Origin of the sequence: Psychromonas sp. (assembly GCF_047632955.1) — a bacterium.
GTDB lineage: Bacteria > Pseudomonadota > Gammaproteobacteria > Enterobacterales > Psychromonadaceae > Psychromonas.
The window spans coordinates 63,867-86,721 of sequence record NZ_JBLIED010000013.1; the positions used below are offsets into that span (position 1 = coordinate 63,867).

Genomic DNA, 22,855 nt, shown 5'->3' on the forward strand with positions numbered 1-22,855 from the left:
CTTTGATTGGCCTGCATAGCAAGTAGGCAAAAATAATTGAGTTATTGTTTATTTGGAAGTCGCTTTTTACGCTTAAAAGCACAGCATAAGCCGCATTTCCAAAAAACTAAGCGACTAATCCTTTAAACACATTAAAAATGAACACTTAACTAATTAGCCACCGGGAGAATATGGTGAAATTTCGAATCCTATTTACTTTAATGTTATTTCTAAGCAGTTTTAGCGCACTGGCCAGTCAATCCACAACCTCTATGGTTGGTACGCCCGTTGCCTGGTTTGCACTGATCATCTTTGTTATCGCTTATATGTTAGTGGCGAGCGAAGAGGTTCTGCAGATGCGGAAATCGAAACCGGTGTTAGTTGCCGCGGGTTTAATTTGGCTGGCGATTGGCTGGCATACTTATGGCACCGCTGATGCTGAAACGGTGCAGCTGACATTTCGTCATAACCTCCTGGAATATTCCGAATTACTGCTGTTTTTATTAGTCGCCATGACCTATATCAACGCCATGGAAGAACGCCGTTTATTTGATGCTCTGCGCAGCTGGATAGTCCATAAACGTTTATCTTACCGCAATTTATTCTGGCTTACGGGTGTATTAGCCTTTTTTATCTCCCCTATTGCCGATAACTTAACCACAGCATTGCTGATGTGTGCGGTGGTTATCAAAGTGGCCCCCGGTAAAAAACAGTTTATTAATCTTGCTTGTATCAATATTGTGGTAGCAGCCAATGCCGGAGGTGCATTCAGTCCCTTTGGTGATATAACCACACTGATGGTTTGGCAAAAAGGGTTAGTAAGATTTGATCAGTTTTTTGTGTTATTTATCCCCTCTCTGGTCAGTTTTATACTGCCGGCATTAATTATGTCATTCTTTATTGGTAAGGGGCCAATCAGTGATACGTCCGAGCGAGTTGAAGTAAAACGCGGAGCCAAACGGATCATCGCACTGTTTTTATTTACTATTTCAACCGCTGTCGCGAGTTTTAGTTTATTTAATCTGCCGCCGGTATTGGGCATGATGATGGGTTTAGGATATTTGCAATTTTTTGGCTATTTTTTACGCCAGACATTAGCCTCAAGTCTTGCCAAAAAAAGAGCCTGCGCGATTGCCATTGGCGACAATGAAAGACTGCATTATCTGGGCCATGTGGTGCCTTTTGATGTCTTTAACCGGGTCGCTCAAGCCGAATGGGATACGCTGTTATTCTTTTATGGCGTGGTGATGTGTGTCGGCGGTCTGGGATATATAGGTTATCTGGAACTGGTATCGACTGTTATGTATACCCAATGGGATCCTACCTATGCCAATGTTGCCGTAGGGTTATTGAGTGCGGTTATCGATAATATCCCGGTTATGTTTGCGGTTTTAACCATGCAGCCGGATATGGTCTTAGGACAATGGTTATTGGTCACACTGACAGCCGGTATCGGCGGCAGTTTGTTATCAATCGGATCCGCTGCGGGTGTTGCACTGATGGGGCATGCGCGCGGCAGTTATACCTTTGTCGGACACTTACGCTGGGCACCGGTTATTTTGCTTGGTTACGTTGCCGGCATTGCCTGCCACCTGTGGTTAAATCAGCATTTATTTTAACTCAATAACTAACACCAAAAGAACTAAAAAGGCGGTCAAATAAATTTACCGCCTTTTAAATAATGAATAACGAATAACGAATAACGAATAACGAATGATGGATAATGAACAGATTAAGCCGAATTTATGCTTTTTTCTTACCCAATTTTTCCAGTGCAAAAACCACCAGCAAACCTGAAATCATTAACAATATACAGGCGAAAAGCTGTGCAGAGTGACCCGTTAGCAGCTCAAAATCAGCCGGTAGCACATTAGCTTGCGTCAGTGGTTTTTCAATGCCGTGTGAGTCGGTATAAACGGATAAAACCTCTTTCCAGGGCCACACCAAATATAAAGATCCGGCAATAAATCCCGCTAACAACGCAATAACCGCTTGACGATAATGATCCAGTAACCAGGTCAAAAGCCTCACAAAACTCAGTAAACCGACAATACAACCACCACCAAATAACGCCAGCGTTGTCACATCCAGGTCTTTAACCGCGCCTAATACGTGGCTATAAACACCCAGCAGTAAAAGAATAAAACTCCCTGAAATACCCGGTAAGATCATTGCGCATATCGCAATCGCACCGGCCATAAAGATATAAGCATTACTTGCAACCACTTCGGCAGGACGCAGCTGCCCAATGGCAACCGCTAACACAATGCCGGTAATCAACAGTATAAAACCTACAACTGTCCAGCCCTGTATTTGCCGTAATACAAAAATACTGGAGGCCAGAATAAGACCAAAGAAAAAAGACCAGACTAATAGTGGGTGGGCGTCTAGCAGATAGGTAACCAGTCGCGCTAAAGAGAGGATACTAACGATAATACCTAACCCCAGGCTAACTAAAAAATTCCCGTTGATATGCAACCATGCAGCTTTAATCCCTTGATTTTTTAATGTTTTAATAAACTGCAGATTAAAGCTGCTGAGACTGTGTAATAACTCAGAATAAATACCCGTAATAAATGCAATGGTCCCCCCGGAAACACCGGGTACAACATCCGCAGCCCCCATTGCCAACCCACGTAAAAAAATACCGAAAAAATGTTTCATTTACAGAACCTTACTTTAAAAAACCACTGACAATAGAATAATTCGAGCATAAAAAACGCTGATACTACAGCACTTTTATCCGGCCCCGTTAATAGTAAATTTTATGCACAGTGATTTCCAGTTAATAACCCACAGTGCATCGCTTCCACACGCAGAGCTGATGATGTTTTTAATCCCTCTGTATTAGCGGATTATGGTACCAAGCGCTTAAAAAAAGGAACCTTAGCTAGTAAGATGGTGCACAATAATGACAGCAACATGACCACCAGGGCAATGATCGGGATAGCTAACCAATTTGAGCCAAACCAGGCGTAATAGCCATTATCTAAATCACGCACCGGAATAAGTAAGAGGGGATGTAACAAATAAATACCCAGGCTGTATTTTGCAATAACCGAAATCAGCATACGCAGTTTACCGCGGATTTTATTCGCATATCTTTGTGCAAGCACAAACAGCATGGCCGCAATTAATACCGTATTTAGAGTTTTATAACCCATATAAAAACTGCTGTATTGTCCGTTTTCAAGCGCTAACTGCCAGGATCCGAAAAAGTTCAGCAGCAGCATAGACACACCGGCAATCAGCCAGTATTTGAGTTCCTTTGAATTATCGCGATTATACAGATACCAGCCAAGAATCAAGTACCCCGTATATAAAACAAGGTTTTGCCGTAAAAAGCTTTCTACTTTTAACCAATTCATTAAAAACAGCAGCAGCAAAATAATAACGATAAGTTTACTCAATTCCGGGCTGATTTTTTTTAATAACGGCGCTAAAAAAGGAATAACAAAATACAAAGGAAGAAAATCATAAAAAAACCACAAATGATACCAAACTGGCTCATTGGCTGAGTTTTCAATCATTTTCATGGTCAGGTCACTTGACCAGCTGCCCGCAACAAAACCGCCAACAAAAGCGTAAATAAAACTCCAGCCGACAAATGGAATAGCGACTTTGGCTAAACGTTTGCTGAGGTAATGTTCACAGTTAAAATGCCTGTCGCTGGAGAGCAATAACGCACCACTGATCATTATAAATACCGGTACCGCCCAACGAGTGGCGCTATTAATGCCCATTGCAGCTAACCAGTCGGAGTCAGGGATTTCCCCATAGAGATAGCGGAAAGGCCCTAAAACATGAATGGCAACCACCGCAAATGAAGCCACGCAGCGCAGCAAATCAAGGTAAAAAATAGCCGGACGTTTTTGCTTCATTATTTACCTTCTTTTATAATAATTTTCTGATGAAATTAAAATGAACAGATTCAGCGGTACAGGCAATCACCGATAAGTGCATCATCTTTAAATATAATCGGCAAGTATCTGCTGCAACTTGTCTTTAGACTCCAGCGAAATAAAACTGCTTTTGATACTGTTACTCACTAACTGTTTTGCCTGTGCTTTGGTCATGGCTAATGAATCGGCTAAGGCGACAAAGTTTTCGGTCATGTAACCACCAAAATAGGCGGGATCATCGGAATTGACCGTCACACAAACGCCAAGTTCCAACATCTCTAAAACAGTATGTTCAGACATATCAGAAAATACCTTCAACTTGGTATTGGATAACGGGCAAATCGTTAGCGGCATTCCAGTGGTGATTAAATGCGCCAGCAGTGCCTGGTCAGAAGTGGCACTCACGCCATGATCAACGCGCGATACCTGTAAATCATTAAGCGCCGTCCAGATATACTCAGCAGGCCCCTCTTCACCCGCATGAGCGACGGTTAATAAGCCCAGTTCCCGTGCTTTGGCAAATACTCGGCTGAATTTTTCCGGCGGATGTCCTTTTTCCGAGCTGTCTAAACCAACTGCCTTGAGTTTATCTAAATAAGGAACGGCCTGTTGTAATGTAATTAAAGCATCGTCCTCGCTAAGATGGCGTAAAAAACACAGTATTAATTCACTGCTGATACCTAATTTACTCTCTCCATCAACTAAGGCACGGTTTATCCCATTGATAACGGTTGAAAAATCAATACCCCGTGCTGTATGAGTTTGCGGATCAAAAAAAGGTTCAACGTGCAGTACATTTTGTTGCTGACATTTGCTTAAATAAGCCCAGGTCAAATCATAAAAATCCTGCTCAAGCAGCAATACCTCTGCGCCTTGATAATAAATATTCAAAAAATCCTGCAAATTATTAAATTGATAGGCTTCCTGCACCTGCTCAAGCGACTTATAGGGAAGATCCACACTATTACGTTTTGCCAGTGCAAACATCAACTGCGGCTCTAAACTGCCCTCTAAATGCAGGTGTAATTCAACTTTCGGTAATTTATTTAACCAATCAAAATTTATCTCTGACATATTTCCCATAACCTTATCTATTTATTTCCAAATCACTCGAAGATACATTTTCACATGATTTGGGTATCCATTATTACAAACCTAACGCTTTAAGTTTTGACTCTTGTTCCTGCTTATTTTTTAATAAATCATCTTCTAATGTGTTTGCCTTGTGCAAAACATCCAATTGAGTCTGCGGGATAATAATTTGTTGCTGTTTTTCCTGCCCGCAGGCCGTGAGTACAACGCTTAAAATGACCAGCAAGAAAATGTTTTTTTTATTCATCCCTTACTTTCCTATTAAAAAGTGATTAATATCATTAGCTAAAATCACAAATGAAACTGTTATTTTATATCTCATGAAAACAGCTACCCTTAAATTTACCCTCAAAAATGATGCGGTTTTATTTGACCAATATATTATAAAAATTCAATTGAAAAGACTAAATTCCACCCTTATAAAGGGCACATAGTGTAAACTCAAGCGCCACTCATTTCACTTACTGTTTTTCTGATTTATAAAGTAACAAATTTACAAATTGGTAAGTTGCAGGGTATAGAACAACCATAAGGTAACCAGATGTTTAACTTTTTCGAAAAAATAGTCCCCGCACTCAATGACGCAGAGCCCAAGCAGCCTCCCAATACACTTCTGGCTTTTTGTCTTTATTATACAAATGGTTATAAAATACCACTGGTATTAATGACGGTTTTAACCGCTTTATTAGCCATTCTTGAGGTGCAGTTATTTGGTTTTATGGGAAAACTCGTTGACTGGTTAATTACTAAAAATCCAGAAACCCTATTAAGCGACGAAAGCGGCACATTACTGTCTATGTCAATTATGGTACTGGTGATTATTCCGTTACTTATTCTCTTTCATTCATTAGTTGTGCATCAGGTTTTACTCGGTAACTATCCGATGTCTATTCGCTGGTTTGCGCATCGTTATCTGCTTAAACAAAGTATCTCATTTTATCAGGATGATTTTGCCGGTCGTATTGCAACTAAAGTGATGCAGACCGCGTTAGCCGTTCGAGAAACGGTAATGAAACTGCTCGATGTAATGGTTTATATCACGGTTTATTTTATTTCTATGGTGGTGATGCTCGCCAGGGCCGATATTCGGCTGGCAATTCCGATGCTTATCTGGTTGGTTATTTATGTCATGCTGCAAACTCATTTTCTGCCGAAGTTAAGAAAAATAGCCACTGAGCAGGCCGATGCGCGATCCACTATGACCGGCCGTATTGTTGACAGTTATACCAATATCTCAACGGTGAAACTCTTTGCCCATACGGATGCCGAGTCCGCCTATGCAAAACAGGGAATGAAAAGCTTTTTAGATACCGTTTACCGGCAGATGCGTTTAGTTACCTGGATTAATGTCAGCGTCCAGGTTTCAAATTATATTTTGGCCTTTGTTATTACAGCGCTGGCCATCGGATTATGGATGCAAAGCGCGATCACTATTGGCGCCATTGCGATCGCAATAAGCTTAGCGCTGCGTTTAAATGGTATGTCGCAATGGATAATGTGGGAAATAAGCTCACTCTTTGAGAATATCGGCACGGTGACCGATGGCATGTCAACGCTGGCAAAACCTAATATTATAGAAGATAAAAAAGAGGCAAAACCCCTGACGGTTGACCATGGTGCAATACATTTTGATAATGTCAGTTTTAATTATGGCGAAGAAAAAGGTATTCTCACGGATCTTAATCTACAAATAAAAGCAGGTGAAAAAATAGGCTTAGTAGGACGTTCCGGCGCAGGAAAATCTACTTTAGTCAACTTACTGCTGCGTTTTTATGATGTTGAAAAAGGCCGGATTACCATTGATGAGCAGAACATTAACGACGTTCAGCAGGAAAGTTTACGTTTTAAAATCGGCATGGTGACGCAGGACACCTCTTTATTGCACCGCTCGATTCGTGAAAATATTCTTTACGGTCGTCCTGACGCCACTGAAGAAGATATGATAAAAGCCACCAAACGCGCACAGGCCCATGAATTTATTTTAAGCTTAACCGATAATACCGGCAACACAGGTTATGATGCGCAAGTCGGTGAACGTGGCGTAAAACTTTCCGGCGGCCAACGCCAACGCATTGCCATCGCTCGCGTATTACTCAAAGATGCGCCCATTCTGGTTTTAGATGAAGCAACCTCTGCGCTGGACTCAGAAGTCGAAGCCGCAATCAATGAAAGTTTGTATAACTTGATGCAGGGCAAAACCGTGATCGCCATTGCTCATCGCCTATCCACTATCGCCGCGATGGACAGGTTAATTGTCTTAGATGAAGGGAAAATAATTGAGCAGGGTACGCACCAGGAGCTGATTCAAGGGCATGGTATTTATGCACAGCTTTGGGCTCATCAAACCGGTGGATTTTTAGGAATGGATTAGCACCTGTTTCTCTATAATGGTTGATTTTGTTGGTCATAAAAGCGTTTTAATCACGCCGCGAAGTATGCGGCTTGATTACCCTAAGTAAACACCTCGCAACGAAGAATAAAGCGCTTTTAGCTTATTGATGTAGCTAACTAACTTATGTAGTTAATTTATGTAGTTAATTTATGTAGTTAAGTGTGCGGCACAAGATCTACCTTCTATCCTCTCCCCCAGCAATCCGTTAACGCCACCGATTTATTGTCAGTCCTTTCTTGCAGATGGAATCTGACTTCCATTTCACTTTTTCTATTGCGGCAAATACAATCATCAAAAATTAAATTTACCAAACGCTATTATTGATTTATTATCCAATTGTTACGAGAAAGTGTGGGTTATGTAACATAAAAAAGTGAAAATAAAAGAAAGTTGCTAAAAAACAAAAAATCTTCTAGAACTTTATAAGCATGGCAAAAAAACATCATAACTATAAAACCATAAAACTATAAAACCATAAAACCATAAAACACTACAAGGATATAACTATGTCTAAAATAAAATACATGCTTCCATTGGCATTACTGGTCTCCGGTGCAGCAACTGCAGCATCTGAACTGACTGAAAACCCCTGGTATGCTGGTGCCCGCTTGGGTGGCGCTCACTATAGTGATTTTGCAAATAATGAATGGAAAGAAAATGAGCAAGATAAAAATGATATTGCGGGCGGTGTTTTTGTAGGTTACAACTACTCATCATGGTTTGCTGTGGAAACGGGTTACACCTACCTGGGTGAAGCTGAGATTGCACATAATAACTCAGTTGAACTGCAAGGTATCGATCTTGTCAGTAAATTCACTTGGCACGCAACCGATGACCTTGCTGTTTTCGCTAAGGCCGGTGGATTTTACTACTTTGCTGATGGCAAAGATGGGGTAAGTACTGCTAACGATGAAGGGCTGATTCCGACTACGGGTGCCGGTGTTGAATACTTTTTCAATAAAAATGTTTCTGCACGCCTTGAGTACCAATACTATCATGATCTGGAACTTAAAGATTCAGGGGTCAATACTAACTGGGATACACATTTTTATGGTGTCAGCCTGGTTTATAGTTGGGGAGCCCCTGAGCCGATAGCAATGGTTGCTGCTGAACCCGTTGTTGTGATGGCAGCAGAACCACAAAAAATGATCAAGATTGAGCCGTTGACCGTTGAACTGCCCTTCGCGTTTAACAGTGATCAGTTAGCGCCGCAATATATCGACCAATTAGCGCCAATTGCACAGCATCTCATTAACTACCCGGAATCAGAGTTAATCGTTGTCGGTCATACTGATAGTCGCGGCCCGGAAGCTTATAATCAAAAATTATCTGAGCAGCGTGCTGCATTAGTTGCTGATTACCTAGCGACTCACTTTGCTATTGATAAAAGCCGTATCAAGGAAAGTGGTCGCGGAGAACTAGAGCCAAAAGCCACTAATGCAACCACAGAAGGGCAAGCGTTAAACCGTCGAGTATCCGTATATACACCCGGCTTAACAATACAAAAATAAATATTCACACTTAACTTATTAAGTTTAATCAAAGCGCAAGCCAGTCGATCTGCTGTAAAACAGATCGACTTTTTTACGCGTTAATAATCACTAGTTGCCTAACTCCCTAATATTTTCATCGGTAATGCCAGAATCTGTTCAGGGGAATCTGCAAAATAGACAATGATAGCAATAAAGGCAGCAACGGTTAACAGATACCAGGCCGTTGAAAAAATTTGCCCGTAACGATCCAGTGGCAGCAGATGACTTTGATGACGACCGCGCCACTCCATCATAATTTCTACACTACCAATTAATAATAAAAATCCTAATAAGGCTAATCCTAAACTGTAACTAACCAATACGCCCAGCGCAGCAGCTGACATGCAGACCACCAACCCGAGCTTGCTATTGATTGAAAAGCTGATGCTTTTTAGAATATGGCCGCCATCCAATGGTAAAATTGGCAGCAGGTTAAAAAGATTTAGAAGGCTGTTAAAAACAGCAAGTCCGGCAAAAAACGTAATATCCGTAGACCAATAAAGCAGCAGAGAAACAATCGACATCAGCAAACCAAAGGTCGGCCCCATAATGGAGATAACCACATCCTGCCAGCGTGTATTAATTTTATCATCGCTAACCGCCAGTCCGCCAAAAAAAGGGATCAGGTAAATGCCCTTGGTTTTCATGGAAAAATACTGCATCGCACGAATATGACCATACTCATGAAATACTAGGCAGCCTAATAATGACAGAGCAAACTGCCAGGAGAAAAACCAGCTATAGGCGGCAAGGCTCGCGCCGGCCAGGATAACTTTAAATAATTTGGCACTTTTAAATAATTTAATGGCTAATGAGAAAAGCCCAACGGAACTAAATTTCTTTTTAATCTGCACTTTTTTTATTGGGACTTGCTGCTCGATATCTTTACTGTTGCGACTGCCCTGATCAACGACACTGCCATCGATCATTAACTGATATTCAATAGCGAAGGGCTGCCAGTTTAAATCAATGGCGAGTTGACATTTTATCGATTGTTGCGCATTTTCACCGCCCGGTTGATCAGACGCGACAGCCTGTGACACTTGATTATACAGTTCAAAATGATGACTCGATTTGGCGTTTTGGTTTTCGGTGGCGCTTAGCTGCGAGACTAAACTATCTCCCCAATACAGCTCTTGCCACCCGGCAAGGGAGCCCTCTAGTCTTAATATTTTTCCAAAATGTTCAAGTTGTAGCAGTTCCACTAGGCGTTTCTCGTTTGTTGAAGATAGTCATATTATGCCTTCATTGAACAACAACACAAGGGCAACCCACAGCAAAAAATGCGCTCTTAAATGCCGATGATCGCTGAAAATAAACAATCAATTCGACAAACAGAATGTTATTATCAGCGCCATTAATTTTGCGATGTATTAACAAACAACAGAAAAATGAATAAAAAAAGCGTGCTATCATCTGCTATTACACTTCTTTATACTTTATTTTTCTCCCCAATAAGGAAGCTCTCCGTGGCGCAGCTCTATTTTTATCATTCGACCATGAATGCCGGTAAATCAACCTCTTTATTACAATCCGCCTATAATTACCGCGAGCGTGGTATGCAATGCTTGGTGATGACGCCAAGCATTGATAATCGTGCCGGTGTTGGGAAAGTAGCGTCGAGACTAGGGATTGAGTGTGACGCGCAGATGTTCTGTGACGATGATAATTTGGCTACCATGATAGAGATAGCACATCGGGCAGAGCAGCAGCATTGTGTGTTAATTGACGAAGCACAATTTCTCACTAAAGAGCAGGTAAAACAGTTAACCTGGATCGTTGATAAGTTATCAATTCCTGTTTTGTGTTACGGCATTAAAACCGACTTTCAAGGTGAATTATTTACCGGTAGCCACTATCTGCTGGCTTGGGCCGATAAACTGGTTGAGTTAAAAACCATCTGCCACTGCGGCCGTAAAGCGAATATGGTATTAAGGCTGGATAAACAGGGTAAGCCTATCTCCGAAGGCGCACAGGTTGAGATTGGCGGTAATGAAAGCTATGAATCAGTCTGCCGAAAACACTTCCGGGTTTTTCTATGGGATTAAATTTCCTCTATTTAACTGCAATATCAGCAGATTTAGCCGGCATTTAGGACAGCTCTGCTGATCTAGCCTTTAATTAAACGACCTAAAAGATTCGCACCTGTTTCATCGCTCATTAAGATCACCTTGTGAGCAAATCCCCCCCTTAGTAGATGCTCGGTAATATAAAAACCCCCCTTCAGTTCACAAAAATCAGTTAAAATTTACCATTAGGGCTTAAATAAAAGCTTAAATAACAGCTTAAATAACAGCGCAAATAATAAACAAGCCGTTTGAAGGATCACGCGCATTAGCAAAACCTAACATCAATTATCCTTAGGATCAGCTCGCATGAAAAAAAACTTTTACCGTATAAGCTGCGTATTGGCTATCATCACAGCGCTGATAATAAGCGGATGCTCAACACAAAATCTTCCCCTGACAAAACCAAAAATAAAAATAAAAATACAAAGCGCGATGGTTAATATAAAACCACAACCAACAGAGCCTATTGAAATCAGTATTACCTCATTGCATGAATTGGATACATTATTTGATAAATATCAGTACAGCAGTGAAGATTGGGAACAAGGTCAAAGAGAATTACCACGTATCACCTTTGAAAAGATGACCGATGACTGGCAAGAAGATTCTCAAAATCTTCCTGTCGAAACTAAAAAATCACTCTTTTTCCGCCTGATGGCACCCTTGATTTTAATGGCCAATGAAAATATTATCCGTGAGCGTGAGATTGTCAAACACGCGGCGTTAAATTCACTCGAACTGAAACAAATCGCCCTTAAATATCGTCTGATAAAAAATAAAAGCAACACAATAACCATCACTATGCGTCAGACCTTATTGAAGAAAGTTGATATTTTACCACCCTCCCTTGCGCTCGCACAGGCAGCCGAAGAAAGTGGCTGGGGTACCTCCCGTTTCGCAAATGAAGGTAATGCTTTTTTTGGGCAGTGGGATTTCAGCGGCGATGGCATGAAACCTAAGCAGCAACGCAAAGCGCTGGGAAATTATGGCGTAGCGCGTTTTGACAGCCCGTTGGCGTCCGTTAAAGGTTATATGCTTAATATCAACACCAATGACGCTTATCATAAATTACACGTTGTACGCGCACAACTACGCGCTAAGCATCAAAAAATAACCGGTCTGGCATTAGTCGATACATTGGGTAAATATTCAGAACGTGGTCAAGACTATATTGATGGTTTACGTGAAATGATCCGTTATAACAACCTGCAATTTGTTGATAACGGCTATTTAGCCGATAATAGATTGGTTCATTTAACCAGCGAAGAATAGTGCCCAGCAGTATAAAAAGAGTCAATTGGGTATTGAATAAGATATGCGCGCTTAGTTAACTGCGCATATCTTATGTTACAGGCATCAGCAGGCGCTTACTTTGTTACCCGCAGGCGCATATCGAGCTCTTATTTAGCCAATACTTTATTCATTCGTTCAAATCCGGCTTCTAAATCAGCAATCAGATCATCTACATTTTCCAGCCCAACATGCAGGCGAATCAGTGGTTTGCTTGTATCCCACTGGGTAGCCGTTCGTATCTTATCAATACCAAATACGCCCAGAATAAGACTCTCAAAACCGCCCCATGAGAAACCCATTTTGAAATAGCGCATATTCTCAACTAAAGCGGTGACCGACTGCAGATCGCCCTCTTTTAAAACAAATGAAAATAAACCGTTACTGCCACTAAAATCGCGTTTGAAAAATTCATGACCAGGGCAACTTGCAAAGGCAGGGTGGCGCAGGTGATCAACTTCAGGACGAGTTGCTAACCAATTGGCAACAGTAAGCGCATTTTTTTCATGTTGCGCCATACGCACACCCAGAGTACGTAATCCCCGGCTGGCTAAATAAACGTCGTCTGGCGAAGTACATTGACCCAGTAAATAACTGTTTTCACGCAGCGTTGGCCAATACTGGCTATTCGCCGTGGCGGTGCCCATCATGACATCAGAATGACCGACTATGTATTTAGTCGCTGCTTGAATGGAGATATCAACGCCCATCTCAAAGGGACGTGAATTGATAGGAGAAGCCCAGGTATTATCTAACATGACTATCATATTATGTTCATGGGCAATACGGCTTAATGTGGGTACATCTTGAATTTCCATGGTGATTGAGCCAGGTGATTCAAGAAACAATACTTTAGTATTAGGTCGAATTAACTCACTGATTCCGGCGCCAATTAACGGATCATAATAAGTTGTTTCGATACCAAACCCGGCCAGCAAACTATCACATAAAGCACGCGTTGGCTCGTAAGCGTTATCGAGCATCAACAAATGATCGCCCGCTTTTAAAAAAGACATCAATACACTGCTGATCGCAGCGGTACCAGAAGGATATAAAGCAGTGCCGACACCGCCTTCGAGTTCGGCAATAGCCGCCTGAAAAGCAAAGTGAGTCGGTCCGCCGCGGCGCCCATAAAACATTTCGCCGTTGGTTTTGTTTTTTGCGGCAAAACGCATCTCATCCATAGTATCAAATAACATCGTCGAAGCCCGAACTACCGGAGGATTAACCACTCCTTTTGTCCATTTTTTATCGCGTCCTAAACATACAATTTGTGTTTCTTTTTCCATCTTGATTTCCATCCGTAAATATCCCAAGTTGTTACTATACTAGCATTTAGCAGTGATAATAAAGTCATCGCTTAGAAGAAAAAATTCCATTTACACGATAACTTAGCTAAGCAGCTTATGATGGCACAATCAGCAGACCAGCAAATTTATTACAACGCCATGGACAATTATCTTATATAATTTGCAGGCTATTTTTTATTAAGGTCTTAACCATGTTATTTCAGTCAACATTTGTGCTCAGCCGTGAACATTTTGAAGAATGTTTTGATCAGTCATTATTAGTAGCGGGGAAACCTGCTCTGAGATATAAATTGATGGTCTTTCTGCTTATAGCAGGCGGTGCAATTATTATCCTTGGCAACCAACAAAAAACAGTGGGTTTGTTTATCATGTCCCTCTCTTTTGTTGAGTATTTCAGTTTCCGTTATCGCCGCGCATGGTGGTTAATGAGACAAATGTGGAGCAAAAATTCTCATAATACCGTGACTTTAACGATCAGCGAACGGGGGGTAAAAACAGAAAGTTTACATCACAACAGTGAACTGCTCTGGGATGAGGTTAAACAGTGGGTCGAAACCCCGAAAGGTATTATGCTGCTGCTCCAAAACGGTGCTAAAAATTACCTCTCAAAAGCCAGCTTAAATGAACAGGCGATTGCATTGATCAAGTTAAAAGTTGCGGAAGCTGTCATAGAGAAGCAGTAATATCATCAAGCACAAGCGCTTCAGGCAGGAACATTAAAATCATTTAATGTTTTTATTTCCAAGACGCCGTATGCGGGCGTCTCGTAGGGATGAGCGCTGAGTAATGCTTGTAAAGCCGCTTTAATATGCTCTGCTGAGCAGACCATTTCAACTTTATATTCAGCAACTTTTGTCATTTCATGTTTTTTGCCAATAAAAGCATTACTGGCAGTAAGAGGGCGAAATTGGCCATCACCCGGAGTTTGCCATGCACAACAATCATAATGCCCGATGCGCCCGCCCCCTGCTTCAAATAAGGCGTTTTTTACGCTTTGCAGATGTGAGACTGGTACGTAAAAAATCAACTGGTACATTTAAATCCCCTTTCGGACAACAACAGTATGAATCACATACAATCAACTTTAGAGTGAAATCTCAATATTTCGGACCTGTACTCTGGTATTAATGGCATGCTTATAACTGCCATCGGCGACCAGCTCGCCAGAGAGATGAATCTTCACACTGCGGATGCTTGCCGTTGCACTGGAAACAACGGATTCAACAAAATTAAGCGACGTTATTTTTATAAACTGGTTATCTGAAAGTGAAGTCCAGTTACCTTTTGAATAACAATTAGTTGCCAGAGGATCAACGGCGTAGCCAAATTGAATTTTATTCTCAGCAGCGACAAATCTAAAGCCCATCCTATTGGTATCAGTAATAGTGGCTGCAGCATTATGATTGTAAGAATAAACAATACAGTTTAATGTCCCGCTATTTTGTGAATCAACGGTTTTAGTTCCGCCACTCCCTACTAAAAAATCACGGCCTCCATATCCGGCTCGCCTGATATCAGTTTCCATAATCGACATAATAGACTGCAAATCAGTGCGTAAACGTGAGTATTTTAAACTTTTTGAACCGGAGGAAACAGCGCTGACATACAGGCCAATAATCATTGCTAACAGTACCGAGCCAAGCAGAAGCGACAACATTAGTTCAACTAATGAAAATCCTTTTTTGTTGGTTAACATTGTTCATATCCTAATTGAGCTTTATCAGGAGAACAGAGCCTTAAACGCATGCTCGACTGGATCACTTTTAATTGATCCCCGTTATTATTACTTAGGGTGACATTACCGGTACTAACGTGGAAACGCATTGGCTTATATGAGGCTTGCTGACTGCTAAAATTTATCGCGGCAAAGAGCTTTTTACCGTCACTTAACTGTTCAACTTTATTGTTACCGTTTAACAAACAGCTATTGATAGCGGTGCAGTCACAGCTATCGGAATCGGTCATTATCATCTTCCAAATATCAGTACTTCCCTGCTGACAAAAATGCACGTAGATCTGTTTGTTATCCTGAATAGCCTGGGTCTTTGCTAAACGCAAAAAGTAATAAAGTTGTTCCGTTTTTTGTATTAACGCGCGCTGCGCAAAGATAGACCCATAATTACTAACGCTAACGGAGACTAGTATCATCATTACCGTCAGAGCAACCAATAACTCAATTAATGTAAAACCACGATGATTGTTATGTTTAATTTCCATATAAAAACCTATCAATAGCATCTTTTTTATCAAAAAAGGGAGGTCATATAATGCGCGGGTAGTTTATTTTTCAAAAGGTTCATTGCAAAAAAACGTTAGCACCAACAAAGCGTAGTGTAAGCCGAGTCGTAATCAAGTACCTATCTTCGTTTATTAGGCATACCCTAGGTTTTATTAATAACCTTCAGGTTATAATTTTGTGACATTAAAAAGTTTTTTAATGTCACAAAATTGTAACAATAAAGCTTTATTGTAAAGGTGTGCAAAATTCTCTAACCGTGATAACGAGGAAAATGATATGCAATACTGTAAAACTGATACTGATATGCCTGCCGATAATACTCTTTTTTTTACGGTCAAGAAAAAGCTTCCAAGAGTAAGGAAATGGCGTGAAATTGAAGCAATTAAAGCACAACAAAAGTTATCAAGAGAGTTGCGAGAGATGGGGTTAGACGTTGACTTTTCATTAAGCGAATGGGCTCAACTTAGGTTATAAATTCATAGCAGAGTCAAAAACCGCATCAAAAGATGCGGTTTTTTAATGCCCTTTTTCAGGTTAAACTTGAAACAAAGATTCGATTGATAAACCCTGTTCAGAGAGTACATCACGTAAAGATTTTAGCGCTTCTACTTGTATCTGCCGAACACGCTCGCGGGTCAGTCCTATCTCTTTACCGACATTTTCAAGTGTTGCAGCCTCATAACCTAACAGGCCAAATCGTCTTGCTAATACTTCGCGTTGTTTGGGATTAAGGTCTTCTAACCACTTAACAATACGCAGTTTTATATCCTGATCTTGCAGTTCATTTTCCGGTGAGGCTTCTTTTCGATCCGGAATAATATCCAACAACTCTTTATCAGAATTATTTCCGATGGGAATATCAACAGAACTAATACGTTCATTAAGTTTTAAAATCTTTGATACTTCTTTGGCGGGTACGCCCAGCACTTCGGCGATCTCTTCAGCCGTTGGCTCATGGGTAAGGGTATGTGCTAATTCGCGGGCGGTTCGTAAATATACATTTAATTTTTTTACTATATGGATAGGCAAACGAATAGTACGGGTTTGATTCATTATCGCACGTTCAATCGTTTGCCGTATCCACCAGGTTGCATAGGTTGAAAAACGGAACCCTTTTTCCGGATCAAATTTTTCAACCGCGCGAATAAGCCCTAGATTACCCTCTTCAACTAAATCTAATAATGACAGTCCCCGATTATTATAACGACGGGAAATTTTCACCACCAGACGTAAATTACTTTCTATCATGCGTTTACGTGATACTTCATCACCGCGTAGCGAACGGCGGGCGTAATAAACCTCTTCTTCTGCCGTTAATAGTGGTGAAAAACCAATTTCACCTAAATAAAGTTGCGTCGCATCCATGCTTTTCAATTCAGTAGCGACGGCTATCTTTGCTGCAATAAAGTCTTCTTCATCAATTGCATCTGCAATTTCACTTTCATCCAGATCAATAGGTAGTATTTTTTTGCTATCTGATTTTAAATCTTTAATCATAACCACATCCTCTTTAAAAAGCTTAACCTACAGTTACAACAAACCGGTTATTTTAAACAAATAGTGACAAAATATCTGCCCATAAAAACGCTATTACATTGATGAAATAATGTTAAGTAACTAAAACTATTAACGTTTAGGTAAATAACGCAAGGGATCGATAGACTTTCCTTGATAACGGATTTCAAAATGCAGTTTCACCCGATCTGCTCCACTATCCCCCATTGTTGCTATTTTTTGGCCTGCTTTTACCTGTTGTTTTTCCCTTACTAACAGCTGTTCATTATGCGCATAAGCACTCAAATAATCATCATTATGTTTTATGATAATTAAATTACCAAAACCTCGAAGACCTGAACCGGCGTAAACAACCTCGCCGGAGGCTGCTGTGTAAATAGGTGTTCCCCGCTGGTTTGAGAGGCTGATCCCTTTCATTCCATTCTGTGAGGAAGCAAAAGTTTCCGTCAATTTCCCCTTTGCCGGCCATCGCCAATGGCTTATTTTGACATTTGATTTTTTAGGCTTGGTTATCTTTACATCGGTTTTTATCGTAGGGGAAGAATATGTGATCGGATTTTTTTGTTCAATAGCTGTTTTACTGTTTTTACTGCAGTTTTGACCTGTGCATGATGTTTTTTTGTTTTTTTGTGAAGAAGAATCTGTTTTTACTGCAGGTTTTCTAGCAGAAACAGTATTCCTATTATAAGCAGTTAAATTTAACCTTTGCCCTGGCATAATAATATAAGGTGCAGATAATTGGTTATATTTAGCCAAATCATTAACATTAAGATTAGCCCGCCACGAAATAGAAAATAAGGTATCACCTTTTTGTACTCGATAGCTTTTCGCGGTTATGCTCGAGGTTTCCTGCTTGATGGATCGATAATGAGCGTTCCCCGTTATCTCGGAAACAGGAGAAGGCCCCTGTGAAGATGCACAACCGCTTAAACCGAAAGTAACTAACAGAAAGGCTAAAATTTTCACAGGTAATTAGTTCTCAGCTGCAAAGCATAAAAGGGCGCTAAAAAAAGTTATCCGCCAATTTTTAAAATCAGCATACTTGCCGGGATTAGACTGCATCTTCTATCCTCCTAATAATGTTACAGCTGTGGCTGAAAAGAAAACCTAAATATAGACTTAAAAATAAACTGAAGAAAACCAGCCGCTAAACACATAACTCAGAGCAGTTAAGCGGTTGATAAAAAGCAAGTTGTAATAACAAAGAGGATCATACCTGCTGGCTAATATTATTAAAAAGAGCCCCCTCCCGTTAGTCAACAGCAAGCATTTTTGTAATACTTAAATTATGTTTTTTTATTTTATCACATAAAAATGCGCGCCATAACGGTTACTTTTCGATCCAGTTTGTCAGATCAGATAACTGCTCAGTCGCGGTTAAATCAATCTTCAGGGGAGTGATTGATACATATCCATTTTCAATAGCATGAAAATCAGTGCCCTCACCTGCCTCCGCAATCTTCCCGGGAGGACCAACCCAAAATATTTCCCGGCCTCTAGGATCAATACTTTTTTCAATCAGTTCCGCTTTGTGGCGTTTACCTAAGCGGGTTATTTTAATGCCTTTAATCTCTTCTAAAGGCAGATCCGGTACATTCACATTAAGCACTTGATCTGCCGATAAAGGCGAGGCTAATAACTTGCCAACCAATTGATTTGCATAAAAGGCAGCACTTTCAAAATGTGTTTTGCCCGCCAGGGAGAGTGCAATAGCCGGCAGCCCTAAAAATCGCCCCTCCATTGCGGCGGCAACGGTCCCCGAATAGAGCACATCATCACCCATATTGGCGCCGTGATTAATCCCAGACACAACTAATTTAGGCGCCGTTATGCAGATTTCATTAAGCGCTAAATGCACACAATCCGTCGGCGTCCCGCTTACCGCTATAAAGCCATTGTCTAAATATTGAAGGCGTAATGGATTTTCTAATGTAAGTGCGTTACTCGCACCACTATGATTTCGTTCAGGCGCAACAACCTTGACATCGGCAAGCTCTTTTAGAGCATCATACAACGCGTTTAAACCCGGTGCATAAACACCATCATCATTACTTATTAATAGGGTCATCAGCTCGCCTTTATCAATTCACGAAGCACACTGGTTGCATAACAACCAGAGGGTAAATAAAACTCAACTCTGACCGTATTTTGATCCAACCAGGTTGATGAGAATTTTTCAGGCACCAATAACAGCGGACGGCGTTCCTGTTTCAAACCATTTTTAGCAAGTCCCGCTTGAATCTCATGATAAGGGGTTAACAGATCACTTTCATATTGTTTAGCATCATCCAATGAAGTCAACTCACCCGCTCCCCACAAAGGGGCAGTCAAACAAACTTCACGGTTTTGTAAGCGCTGTTTAGTCTGCTCATCAAGTTCAGTTAGCGGGAAAAACGAGCGGTTACCCACAAACTGTACACAGTCGCCCAGAAGCGGTTTATCATATAAATCATCTTTGACACGTGCAGAAATCACCTGATTAAACAGGTAACTTCGGGCCGCACTTAAATAAATACTGCGTTTAAAACGGTCTTTAATTTTACGTCCGCGGAACATTGTTAATGCCGCATTAACATTGTGCCCGTCAAAACCAAAACGCTGTGCGCCATAATAATTTGGCACACCCGCCTGCACCTGCAATAATGCTTTTTCCATTGCACTTTTATCACTAATTTCACGGATAACAATAGCAAAGCTATTACCCGCTAATGCCCCTATTTTAATTTTTTTATTATGACGGACAACCTTAAGAATAGTCACACCGGGCGATGCAAAGGTACTAAAATCAGGTGTTATCTTTCCTGGAATATGTAATGAAAACCACTGCTTAGTATCACCCTGACGATCTTTAAGGCCTGCGTAGCTGACATTTTTAGCCGGGATAGCCGCAAACTTGGCCAACTCTCGTGCTAGATAAGCCGTATTTTCGCCAACTTTTTGCACCCATAAACAAACATGCTCCCCCTCACCCGTTAATTCAAACCCGAGGTTCTCTTCAACGTTAAAGTCTTCACATGACTGTTTAAATACTCCAAAACTTTGCGGCGCGCCATACAGATAATTAAAATCTAACTTAAATACTTGTTTTTCTTCTTCAGTCATATATTTTTCTTAATTAATAAAACAACAGCATGCGCAGCAATTCCTTCACTGCGCCCAATCGCACCTAGTTTTTCTGTAGTTGTCGCTTTGACATTTACATTTTGCCTTTCAGTTTCCAGCAGTCGTGAAATCTCTAGGCACATCTGTGCAATAAATGCCGCCATCTTAGGCTGCTCAGCAACAATAGTCAGATCTATATTGCCAATTTGATAACCGCGCGCTTTGGCCTGCAGAAAAACTTCTGTCAATAATTTGCGGCTGTCAATCCCAGCATACTGAGGGTCATTGTCCGGAAAGTGACGGCCGATATCACCTAATGCTAATGCGCCTAACAGCGCGTCACATAGCGCATGTAAAGCAACATCACCGTCGGAATGTGCAATTAATCCCTTGGTATGGGGAATCTTCACTCCGGCTATTGTTATCGGTCCTTGCCCACCAAATTTGTGCACATCAAAACCATGTCCGATACGGATCATAAATTACCCTTTATTATTTGCTTGTTGATGATAATGATGATGATAAATACAACTCAGCGAGTATTAAGTCTTCTTCTCGCGTGACTTTTAAATTGTCACTGCGCCGTTCAACAGTTATCGGACCCTGCCCAGCAAATTTGTGTACATCAAAATCACGTCCGATACGTACCCTTTATTATTTGCTTGTTGATATTGATGTTGATGATGATAAATACAACTCAGCGAGTATTAAGTCTTCTTCTCGCGTGACTTTTAAATTGTCACTGCGCCCTTCAATGATGGCCACCGTTAACCCTGCCATTTCCATTGCCGATGCTTCATCGGTGATCTGTTGTGGAAATTCAGCACTTTCTATCGCATTAATTAATACTTTATTTTCAAACATTTGCGGTGTCAGAGCATGCCAAAGATTTTGTCGACAGACAGTATGGGTGATATGACCAGCGGGGTCACTGCGTTTCATGGTATCGCGTACCCGCGTCCCCAGAATTGCGCCATGTTTTGATTGCACAGCAGCATTGATAAGTTTATCGATATCGGTACTTGTAATGCACGGGCGCGCGGCATCATGCACCAAAACATAGCCCTCGCTCGGCAGTACCTTTAATGCGCATAATACCGAATCAACCCGCTCTTTTCCGCCAATAACCACTTTTACTTTATAATTTTTGGCAACCGGCAGCTGCGCAAACCATAAATCATTCTCTGCAATAGAAACAATCACCTTTTGTATATCAGGGTGGTTCAAAAAAGGCTCTATGCTGTGTTCTATAATTGTTTTACCTGACAGAGGCAGATATTGTTTCGGGATAGTGGCCCCGACACGTTTGCCAATACCGGCGGCGGCAATCACTGCATTTAAGCTTAATCGACTCATTTATTAATCTTCTTTTGGCACAATACGGAAAAAAGTCTCACCCTCTTTCACTAAACCTAACTCATTGCGCGCACGCTCTTCTATTGCGTCCGTACCCTCTTTGAGATCTTTTATTTCAGAAAACATCATCAGATTACGTTGTCTTAATTCGCTCTTATTTTCCAAAATAAGGACAACTTCGTCCTGTAAACGATGTCTGTCCCGTAATCCGTTTTTTCCAAACCAGAGATGATATTGTAACAAAACCAGCAAGCAGAGCATAAAAAACACAAATAAACGCATAAAAGCATAGGTTCCAAAGTAAAGCGGATAAGATTAATAGAAAGTTATTCTCACATATTAAGCGTTAAATTAAAACGCACGCTAACCACTAAAAAAAATCCCCATCAAAAGACAAGGATCTACAGGTTATTATTTTTAATGACTTAATTTAACTGTTAAACCACTTTCCAAAATAGCAGCTTGTTTTCAAGTTGTGGAAAAACCGGGCGAATAAAAACTTTATAACTTGTCAGTATACCCACAATTGTTTTAATCACCACCATCTGCTCAATACCAAGCAGGTAATAGGCATAACCGCCAATTACCGCCGAGCTAAGCATCAAAATTTGAAATAAGCGAATACGTTTCATGCTTAATGCGCTTAATATCACTGCGAAATCAACCCAGGTTAGTAACAATCCTGCGGAAGGATTTTCCAGATAACTATTAACTGCAAAATTGGCAAAATAAGCAATGCCAACCAACATCAGTATTAACAACAGGTTAATAAGTTTTTTAGGCGTATTAGTAAAATCACAAGCATAACGATATAAAGTAACACCACCAACCACTAAGTTGAGCAGTACCTTAGGCATAACACCGATCAAAAACCCCCAAAGGACATCATTAGCAACAGAAAGAAAAGAAGCAATACGCACACCTTTCATGCCATTAAAAACCAATAATAAGATATAAAAAAGAACACTTGTCCAGCCTAATACTTCTACTAATAATTCCATGCTCATTTCCTACTGCAATATCACAGTTACATTATGCTTTAAAGAGGGCGTAGTCTACTCTTTATCCTTTCGCGAA

Annotated in this window: 24 protein-coding genes; 7 read left to right on the plus strand and 17 right to left on the minus strand. The window is 40.8% G+C overall.

Going from position 1 to position 22,855, the window contains the following annotated elements; all coding sequences use genetic code 11:
- Positions 1-170 precede the first annotated feature (170 nt).
- Positions 171-1,598, plus strand: coding sequence for a sodium:proton antiporter NhaD (gene nhaD, locus ACJAZP_RS10095; RefSeq protein ID WP_415230613.1), 1,428 nt, complete (start codon positions 171-173; stop codon positions 1,596-1,598).
- A 124-nt stretch (positions 1,599-1,722) separates the two neighbouring features.
- On the opposite strand, the gene ACJAZP_RS10100 is transcribed toward nhaD, so the two are convergent.
- The 4 genes from ACJAZP_RS10100 to ACJAZP_RS10115 all read right to left on the minus strand — a co-directional run bounded on the left by ACJAZP_RS10100 (position 1,723) and on the right by ACJAZP_RS10115 (position 5,220).
- A complete protein-coding gene (locus ACJAZP_RS10100) occupies positions 1,723-2,643 on the minus strand; it encodes a DUF368 domain-containing protein (RefSeq protein WP_415230614.1) in 921 nt (306 codons plus the stop codon).
- A 191-nt stretch (positions 2,644-2,834) separates the two neighbouring features.
- Entirely contained in the window at positions 2,835-3,860 is a 1,026-nt protein-coding gene (locus tag ACJAZP_RS10105; protein WP_415230615.1) for an acyltransferase, read from the minus strand.
- Between the two features lie 87 nt (positions 3,861-3,947).
- Complete coding sequence (locus tag ACJAZP_RS10110) at positions 3,948-4,955, minus strand: adenosine deaminase (protein ID WP_415230616.1); 1,008 nt, start codon at positions 4,953-4,955, stop codon at positions 3,948-3,950.
- Positions 4,956-5,028: 73 nt separating this feature from the next.
- The gene (locus ACJAZP_RS10115; RefSeq protein WP_415230617.1) at positions 5,029-5,220 is read right to left on the minus strand and encodes a hypothetical protein; all 192 of its coding nucleotides are present in this window, start codon (positions 5,218-5,220) and stop codon (positions 5,029-5,031) included.
- A 294-nt stretch (positions 5,221-5,514) separates the two neighbouring features.
- Between ACJAZP_RS10115 and ACJAZP_RS10120 the strand changes: the two genes are divergently transcribed.
- Positions 5,515-7,344, plus strand: a complete 1,830-nt coding sequence (locus ACJAZP_RS10120) for an ABC transporter ATP-binding protein (RefSeq protein ID WP_415230618.1) — start codon at positions 5,515-5,517, stop codon at positions 7,342-7,344.
- A gap of 527 nt (positions 7,345-7,871) precedes the next feature.
- Positions 7,872-8,876 (plus strand): OmpA family protein, encoded by a 1,005-nt coding sequence (locus ACJAZP_RS10125; protein ID WP_415230619.1) that lies wholly within the window; start codon positions 7,872-7,874, stop codon positions 8,874-8,876.
- 98 nt (positions 8,877-8,974) lie between these two features.
- Here the strand turns inward: ACJAZP_RS10125 and ACJAZP_RS10130 are convergent, their stop codons facing one another.
- Complete coding sequence (locus ACJAZP_RS10130) at positions 8,975-10,102, minus strand: site-2 protease family protein (RefSeq protein ID WP_415230620.1); 1,128 nt, start codon at positions 10,100-10,102, stop codon at positions 8,975-8,977.
- A gap of 264 nt (positions 10,103-10,366) precedes the next feature.
- Between ACJAZP_RS10130 and ACJAZP_RS10135 the strand changes: the two genes are divergently transcribed.
- Both ACJAZP_RS10135 and ACJAZP_RS10140 read left to right on the plus strand, forming a co-directional pair.
- Positions 10,367-10,945 (plus strand): thymidine kinase, encoded by a 579-nt coding sequence (locus ACJAZP_RS10135; RefSeq protein ID WP_415230621.1) that lies wholly within the window; start codon positions 10,367-10,369, stop codon positions 10,943-10,945.
- Between the two features lie 327 nt (positions 10,946-11,272).
- Positions 11,273-12,238, plus strand: a complete 966-nt coding sequence (locus ACJAZP_RS10140) for a glucosaminidase domain-containing protein (RefSeq protein ID WP_415230622.1) — start codon at positions 11,273-11,275, stop codon at positions 12,236-12,238.
- A 128-nt stretch (positions 12,239-12,366) separates the two neighbouring features.
- On the opposite strand, the gene ACJAZP_RS10145 is transcribed toward ACJAZP_RS10140, so the two are convergent.
- Positions 12,367-13,545: a cystathionine beta-lyase gene (locus tag ACJAZP_RS10145; protein WP_415230623.1), complete on the minus strand. Its 1,179-nt coding sequence runs from the start codon at positions 13,543-13,545 to the stop codon at positions 12,367-12,369.
- A gap of 212 nt (positions 13,546-13,757) precedes the next feature.
- Here ACJAZP_RS10145 and ACJAZP_RS10150 point away from each other — a divergent pair, with 212 nt between their 5' ends.
- Positions 13,758-14,249 carry a YcxB family protein gene (locus tag ACJAZP_RS10150; protein ID WP_415230624.1) on the plus strand — a complete coding sequence of 164 codons (492 nt, stop codon included), beginning with the start codon at positions 13,758-13,760 and terminating at the stop codon, positions 14,247-14,249.
- A 20-nt stretch (positions 14,250-14,269) separates the two neighbouring features.
- Here ACJAZP_RS10150 and ACJAZP_RS10155 read toward each other — a convergent pair whose 3' ends face one another.
- From ACJAZP_RS10155 to ACJAZP_RS10165, 3 genes are read right to left on the minus strand one after another with little or no spacing between them, the layout of a single operon-like run.
- On the minus strand, positions 14,270-14,602 hold the full coding sequence (locus tag ACJAZP_RS10155; protein ID WP_415230625.1) for an NGG1p interacting factor NIF3: 333 nt from the start codon (positions 14,600-14,602) through the stop codon (positions 14,270-14,272).
- Positions 14,603-14,650: 48 nt separating this feature from the next.
- Entirely contained in the window at positions 14,651-15,262 is a 612-nt protein-coding gene (locus ACJAZP_RS10160; RefSeq protein ID WP_415230626.1) for a prepilin-type N-terminal cleavage/methylation domain-containing protein, read from the minus strand.
- A complete protein-coding gene (locus tag ACJAZP_RS10165) occupies positions 15,256-15,783 on the minus strand; it encodes a GspH/FimT family pseudopilin (protein ID WP_415230627.1) in 528 nt (175 codons plus the stop codon). Before ACJAZP_RS10165 ends, ACJAZP_RS10160 begins: the two co-directional genes overlap by 7 nt.
- Positions 15,784-16,081: 298 nt before the next feature.
- Between ACJAZP_RS10165 and ACJAZP_RS10170 the strand changes: the two genes are divergently transcribed.
- Positions 16,082-16,279 carry a DUF3545 family protein gene (locus ACJAZP_RS10170; RefSeq protein WP_415230628.1) on the plus strand — a complete coding sequence of 66 codons (198 nt, stop codon included), beginning with the start codon at positions 16,082-16,084 and terminating at the stop codon, positions 16,277-16,279.
- 60 nt (positions 16,280-16,339) lie between these two features.
- On the opposite strand, the gene rpoS is transcribed toward ACJAZP_RS10170, so the two are convergent.
- The 8 genes from rpoS to ACJAZP_RS10210 form a co-directional block, all read right to left on the minus strand.
- Positions 16,340-17,302, minus strand: coding sequence for an RNA polymerase sigma factor RpoS (gene rpoS / locus ACJAZP_RS10175; RefSeq protein ID WP_415230629.1), 963 nt, complete (start codon positions 17,300-17,302; stop codon positions 16,340-16,342).
- Between the two features lie 129 nt (positions 17,303-17,431).
- On the minus strand, positions 17,432-18,076 hold the full coding sequence (locus ACJAZP_RS10180; protein WP_415230630.1) for a peptidoglycan DD-metalloendopeptidase family protein: 645 nt from the start codon (positions 18,074-18,076) through the stop codon (positions 17,432-17,434).
- 574 nt (positions 18,077-18,650) lie between these two features.
- Positions 18,651-19,388 (minus strand): 5'/3'-nucleotidase SurE, encoded by a 738-nt coding sequence (gene surE / locus ACJAZP_RS10185; RefSeq protein ID WP_415230631.1) that lies wholly within the window; start codon positions 19,386-19,388, stop codon positions 18,651-18,653.
- Positions 19,388-20,422: a tRNA pseudouridine(13) synthase TruD gene (gene truD / locus ACJAZP_RS10190; RefSeq protein ID WP_415230632.1), complete on the minus strand. Its 1,035-nt coding sequence runs from the start codon at positions 20,420-20,422 to the stop codon at positions 19,388-19,390. Before truD ends, surE begins: the two co-directional genes overlap by 1 nt.
- Positions 20,419-20,901 carry a 2-C-methyl-D-erythritol 2,4-cyclodiphosphate synthase gene (gene ispF, locus ACJAZP_RS10195; RefSeq protein WP_415230633.1) on the minus strand — a complete coding sequence of 161 codons (483 nt, stop codon included), beginning with the start codon at positions 20,899-20,901 and terminating at the stop codon, positions 20,419-20,421. Before ispF ends, truD begins: the two co-directional genes overlap by 4 nt.
- A 175-nt stretch (positions 20,902-21,076) precedes the next feature.
- Positions 21,077-21,778, minus strand: coding sequence for a 2-C-methyl-D-erythritol 4-phosphate cytidylyltransferase (gene ispD, locus ACJAZP_RS10200; RefSeq protein WP_415230634.1), 702 nt, complete (start codon positions 21,776-21,778; stop codon positions 21,077-21,079).
- A 3-nt stretch (positions 21,779-21,781) separates the two neighbouring features.
- Positions 21,782-22,060, minus strand: coding sequence for a cell division protein FtsB (gene ftsB / locus ACJAZP_RS10205; RefSeq protein ID WP_415230635.1), 279 nt, complete (start codon positions 22,058-22,060; stop codon positions 21,782-21,784).
- A 155-nt stretch (positions 22,061-22,215) separates the two neighbouring features.
- Positions 22,216-22,779 carry a phosphopyruvate hydratase gene (locus ACJAZP_RS10210; RefSeq protein WP_415230636.1) on the minus strand — a complete coding sequence of 188 codons (564 nt, stop codon included), beginning with the start codon at positions 22,777-22,779 and terminating at the stop codon, positions 22,216-22,218.
- Positions 22,780-22,855 lie beyond the last annotated feature (76 nt).

Excerpts from the sequence above, each read along its gene's own strand:
- nhaD (WP_415230613.1), top strand. The coding sequence starts at position 171 with ATGGTGAAATTTCGAATCCTATTTACTTTAATGTTATTTCTAAGCAGT.
- ACJAZP_RS10100 (WP_415230614.1), bottom strand. The coding sequence starts at position 2,643 with ATGAAACATTTTTTCGGTATTTTTTTACGTGGGTTGGCAATGGGGGCT.
- ACJAZP_RS10105 (WP_415230615.1), bottom strand. The coding sequence starts at position 3,860 with ATGAAGCAAAAACGTCCGGCTATTTTTTACCTTGATTTGCTGCGCTGC.
- ACJAZP_RS10110 (WP_415230616.1), bottom strand. The coding sequence starts at position 4,955 with ATGTCAGAGATAAATTTTGATTGGTTAAATAAATTACCGAAAGTTGAA.
- ACJAZP_RS10115 (WP_415230617.1), bottom strand. The coding sequence starts at position 5,220 with ATGAATAAAAAAAACATTTTCTTGCTGGTCATTTTAAGCGTTGTACTC.
- ACJAZP_RS10120 (WP_415230618.1), top strand. The coding sequence starts at position 5,515 with ATGTTTAACTTTTTCGAAAAAATAGTCCCCGCACTCAATGACGCAGAG.
- ACJAZP_RS10125 (WP_415230619.1), top strand. The coding sequence starts at position 7,872 with ATGTCTAAAATAAAATACATGCTTCCATTGGCATTACTGGTCTCCGGT.
- ACJAZP_RS10140 (WP_415230622.1), top strand. The coding sequence starts at position 11,273 with ATGAAAAAAAACTTTTACCGTATAAGCTGCGTATTGGCTATCATCACA.
- ACJAZP_RS10145 (WP_415230623.1), bottom strand. The coding sequence starts at position 13,545 with ATGGAAAAAGAAACACAAATTGTATGTTTAGGACGCGATAAAAAATGG.
- ACJAZP_RS10150 (WP_415230624.1), top strand. The coding sequence starts at position 13,758 with ATGTTATTTCAGTCAACATTTGTGCTCAGCCGTGAACATTTTGAAGAA.
- ACJAZP_RS10155 (WP_415230625.1), bottom strand. The coding sequence starts at position 14,602 with ATGTACCAGTTGATTTTTTACGTACCAGTCTCACATCTGCAAAGCGTA.
- ACJAZP_RS10160 (WP_415230626.1), bottom strand. The coding sequence starts at position 15,262 with ATGTTAACCAACAAAAAAGGATTTTCATTAGTTGAACTAATGTTGTCG.
- ACJAZP_RS10165 (WP_415230627.1), bottom strand. The coding sequence starts at position 15,783 with ATGGAAATTAAACATAACAATCATCGTGGTTTTACATTAATTGAGTTA.
- ACJAZP_RS10170 (WP_415230628.1), top strand. The coding sequence starts at position 16,082 with ATGCAATACTGTAAAACTGATACTGATATGCCTGCCGATAATACTCTT.
- rpoS (WP_415230629.1), bottom strand. The coding sequence starts at position 17,302 with ATGATTAAAGATTTAAAATCAGATAGCAAAAAAATACTACCTATTGAT.
- surE (WP_415230631.1), bottom strand. The coding sequence starts at position 19,388 with ATGACCCTATTAATAAGTAATGATGATGGTGTTTATGCACCGGGTTTA.
- truD (WP_415230632.1), bottom strand. The coding sequence starts at position 20,422 with ATGACTGAAGAAGAAAAACAAGTATTTAAGTTAGATTTTAATTATCTG.
- ispF (WP_415230633.1), bottom strand. The coding sequence starts at position 20,901 with ATGATCCGTATCGGACATGGTTTTGATGTGCACAAATTTGGTGGGCAA.
- ispD (WP_415230634.1), bottom strand. The coding sequence starts at position 21,778 with ATGAGTCGATTAAGCTTAAATGCAGTGATTGCCGCCGCCGGTATTGGC.
- ftsB (WP_415230635.1), bottom strand. The coding sequence starts at position 22,060 with ATGCGTTTATTTGTGTTTTTTATGCTCTGCTTGCTGGTTTTGTTACAA.
- ACJAZP_RS10210 (WP_415230636.1), bottom strand. The coding sequence starts at position 22,779 with ATGGAATTATTAGTAGAAGTATTAGGCTGGACAAGTGTTCTTTTTTAT.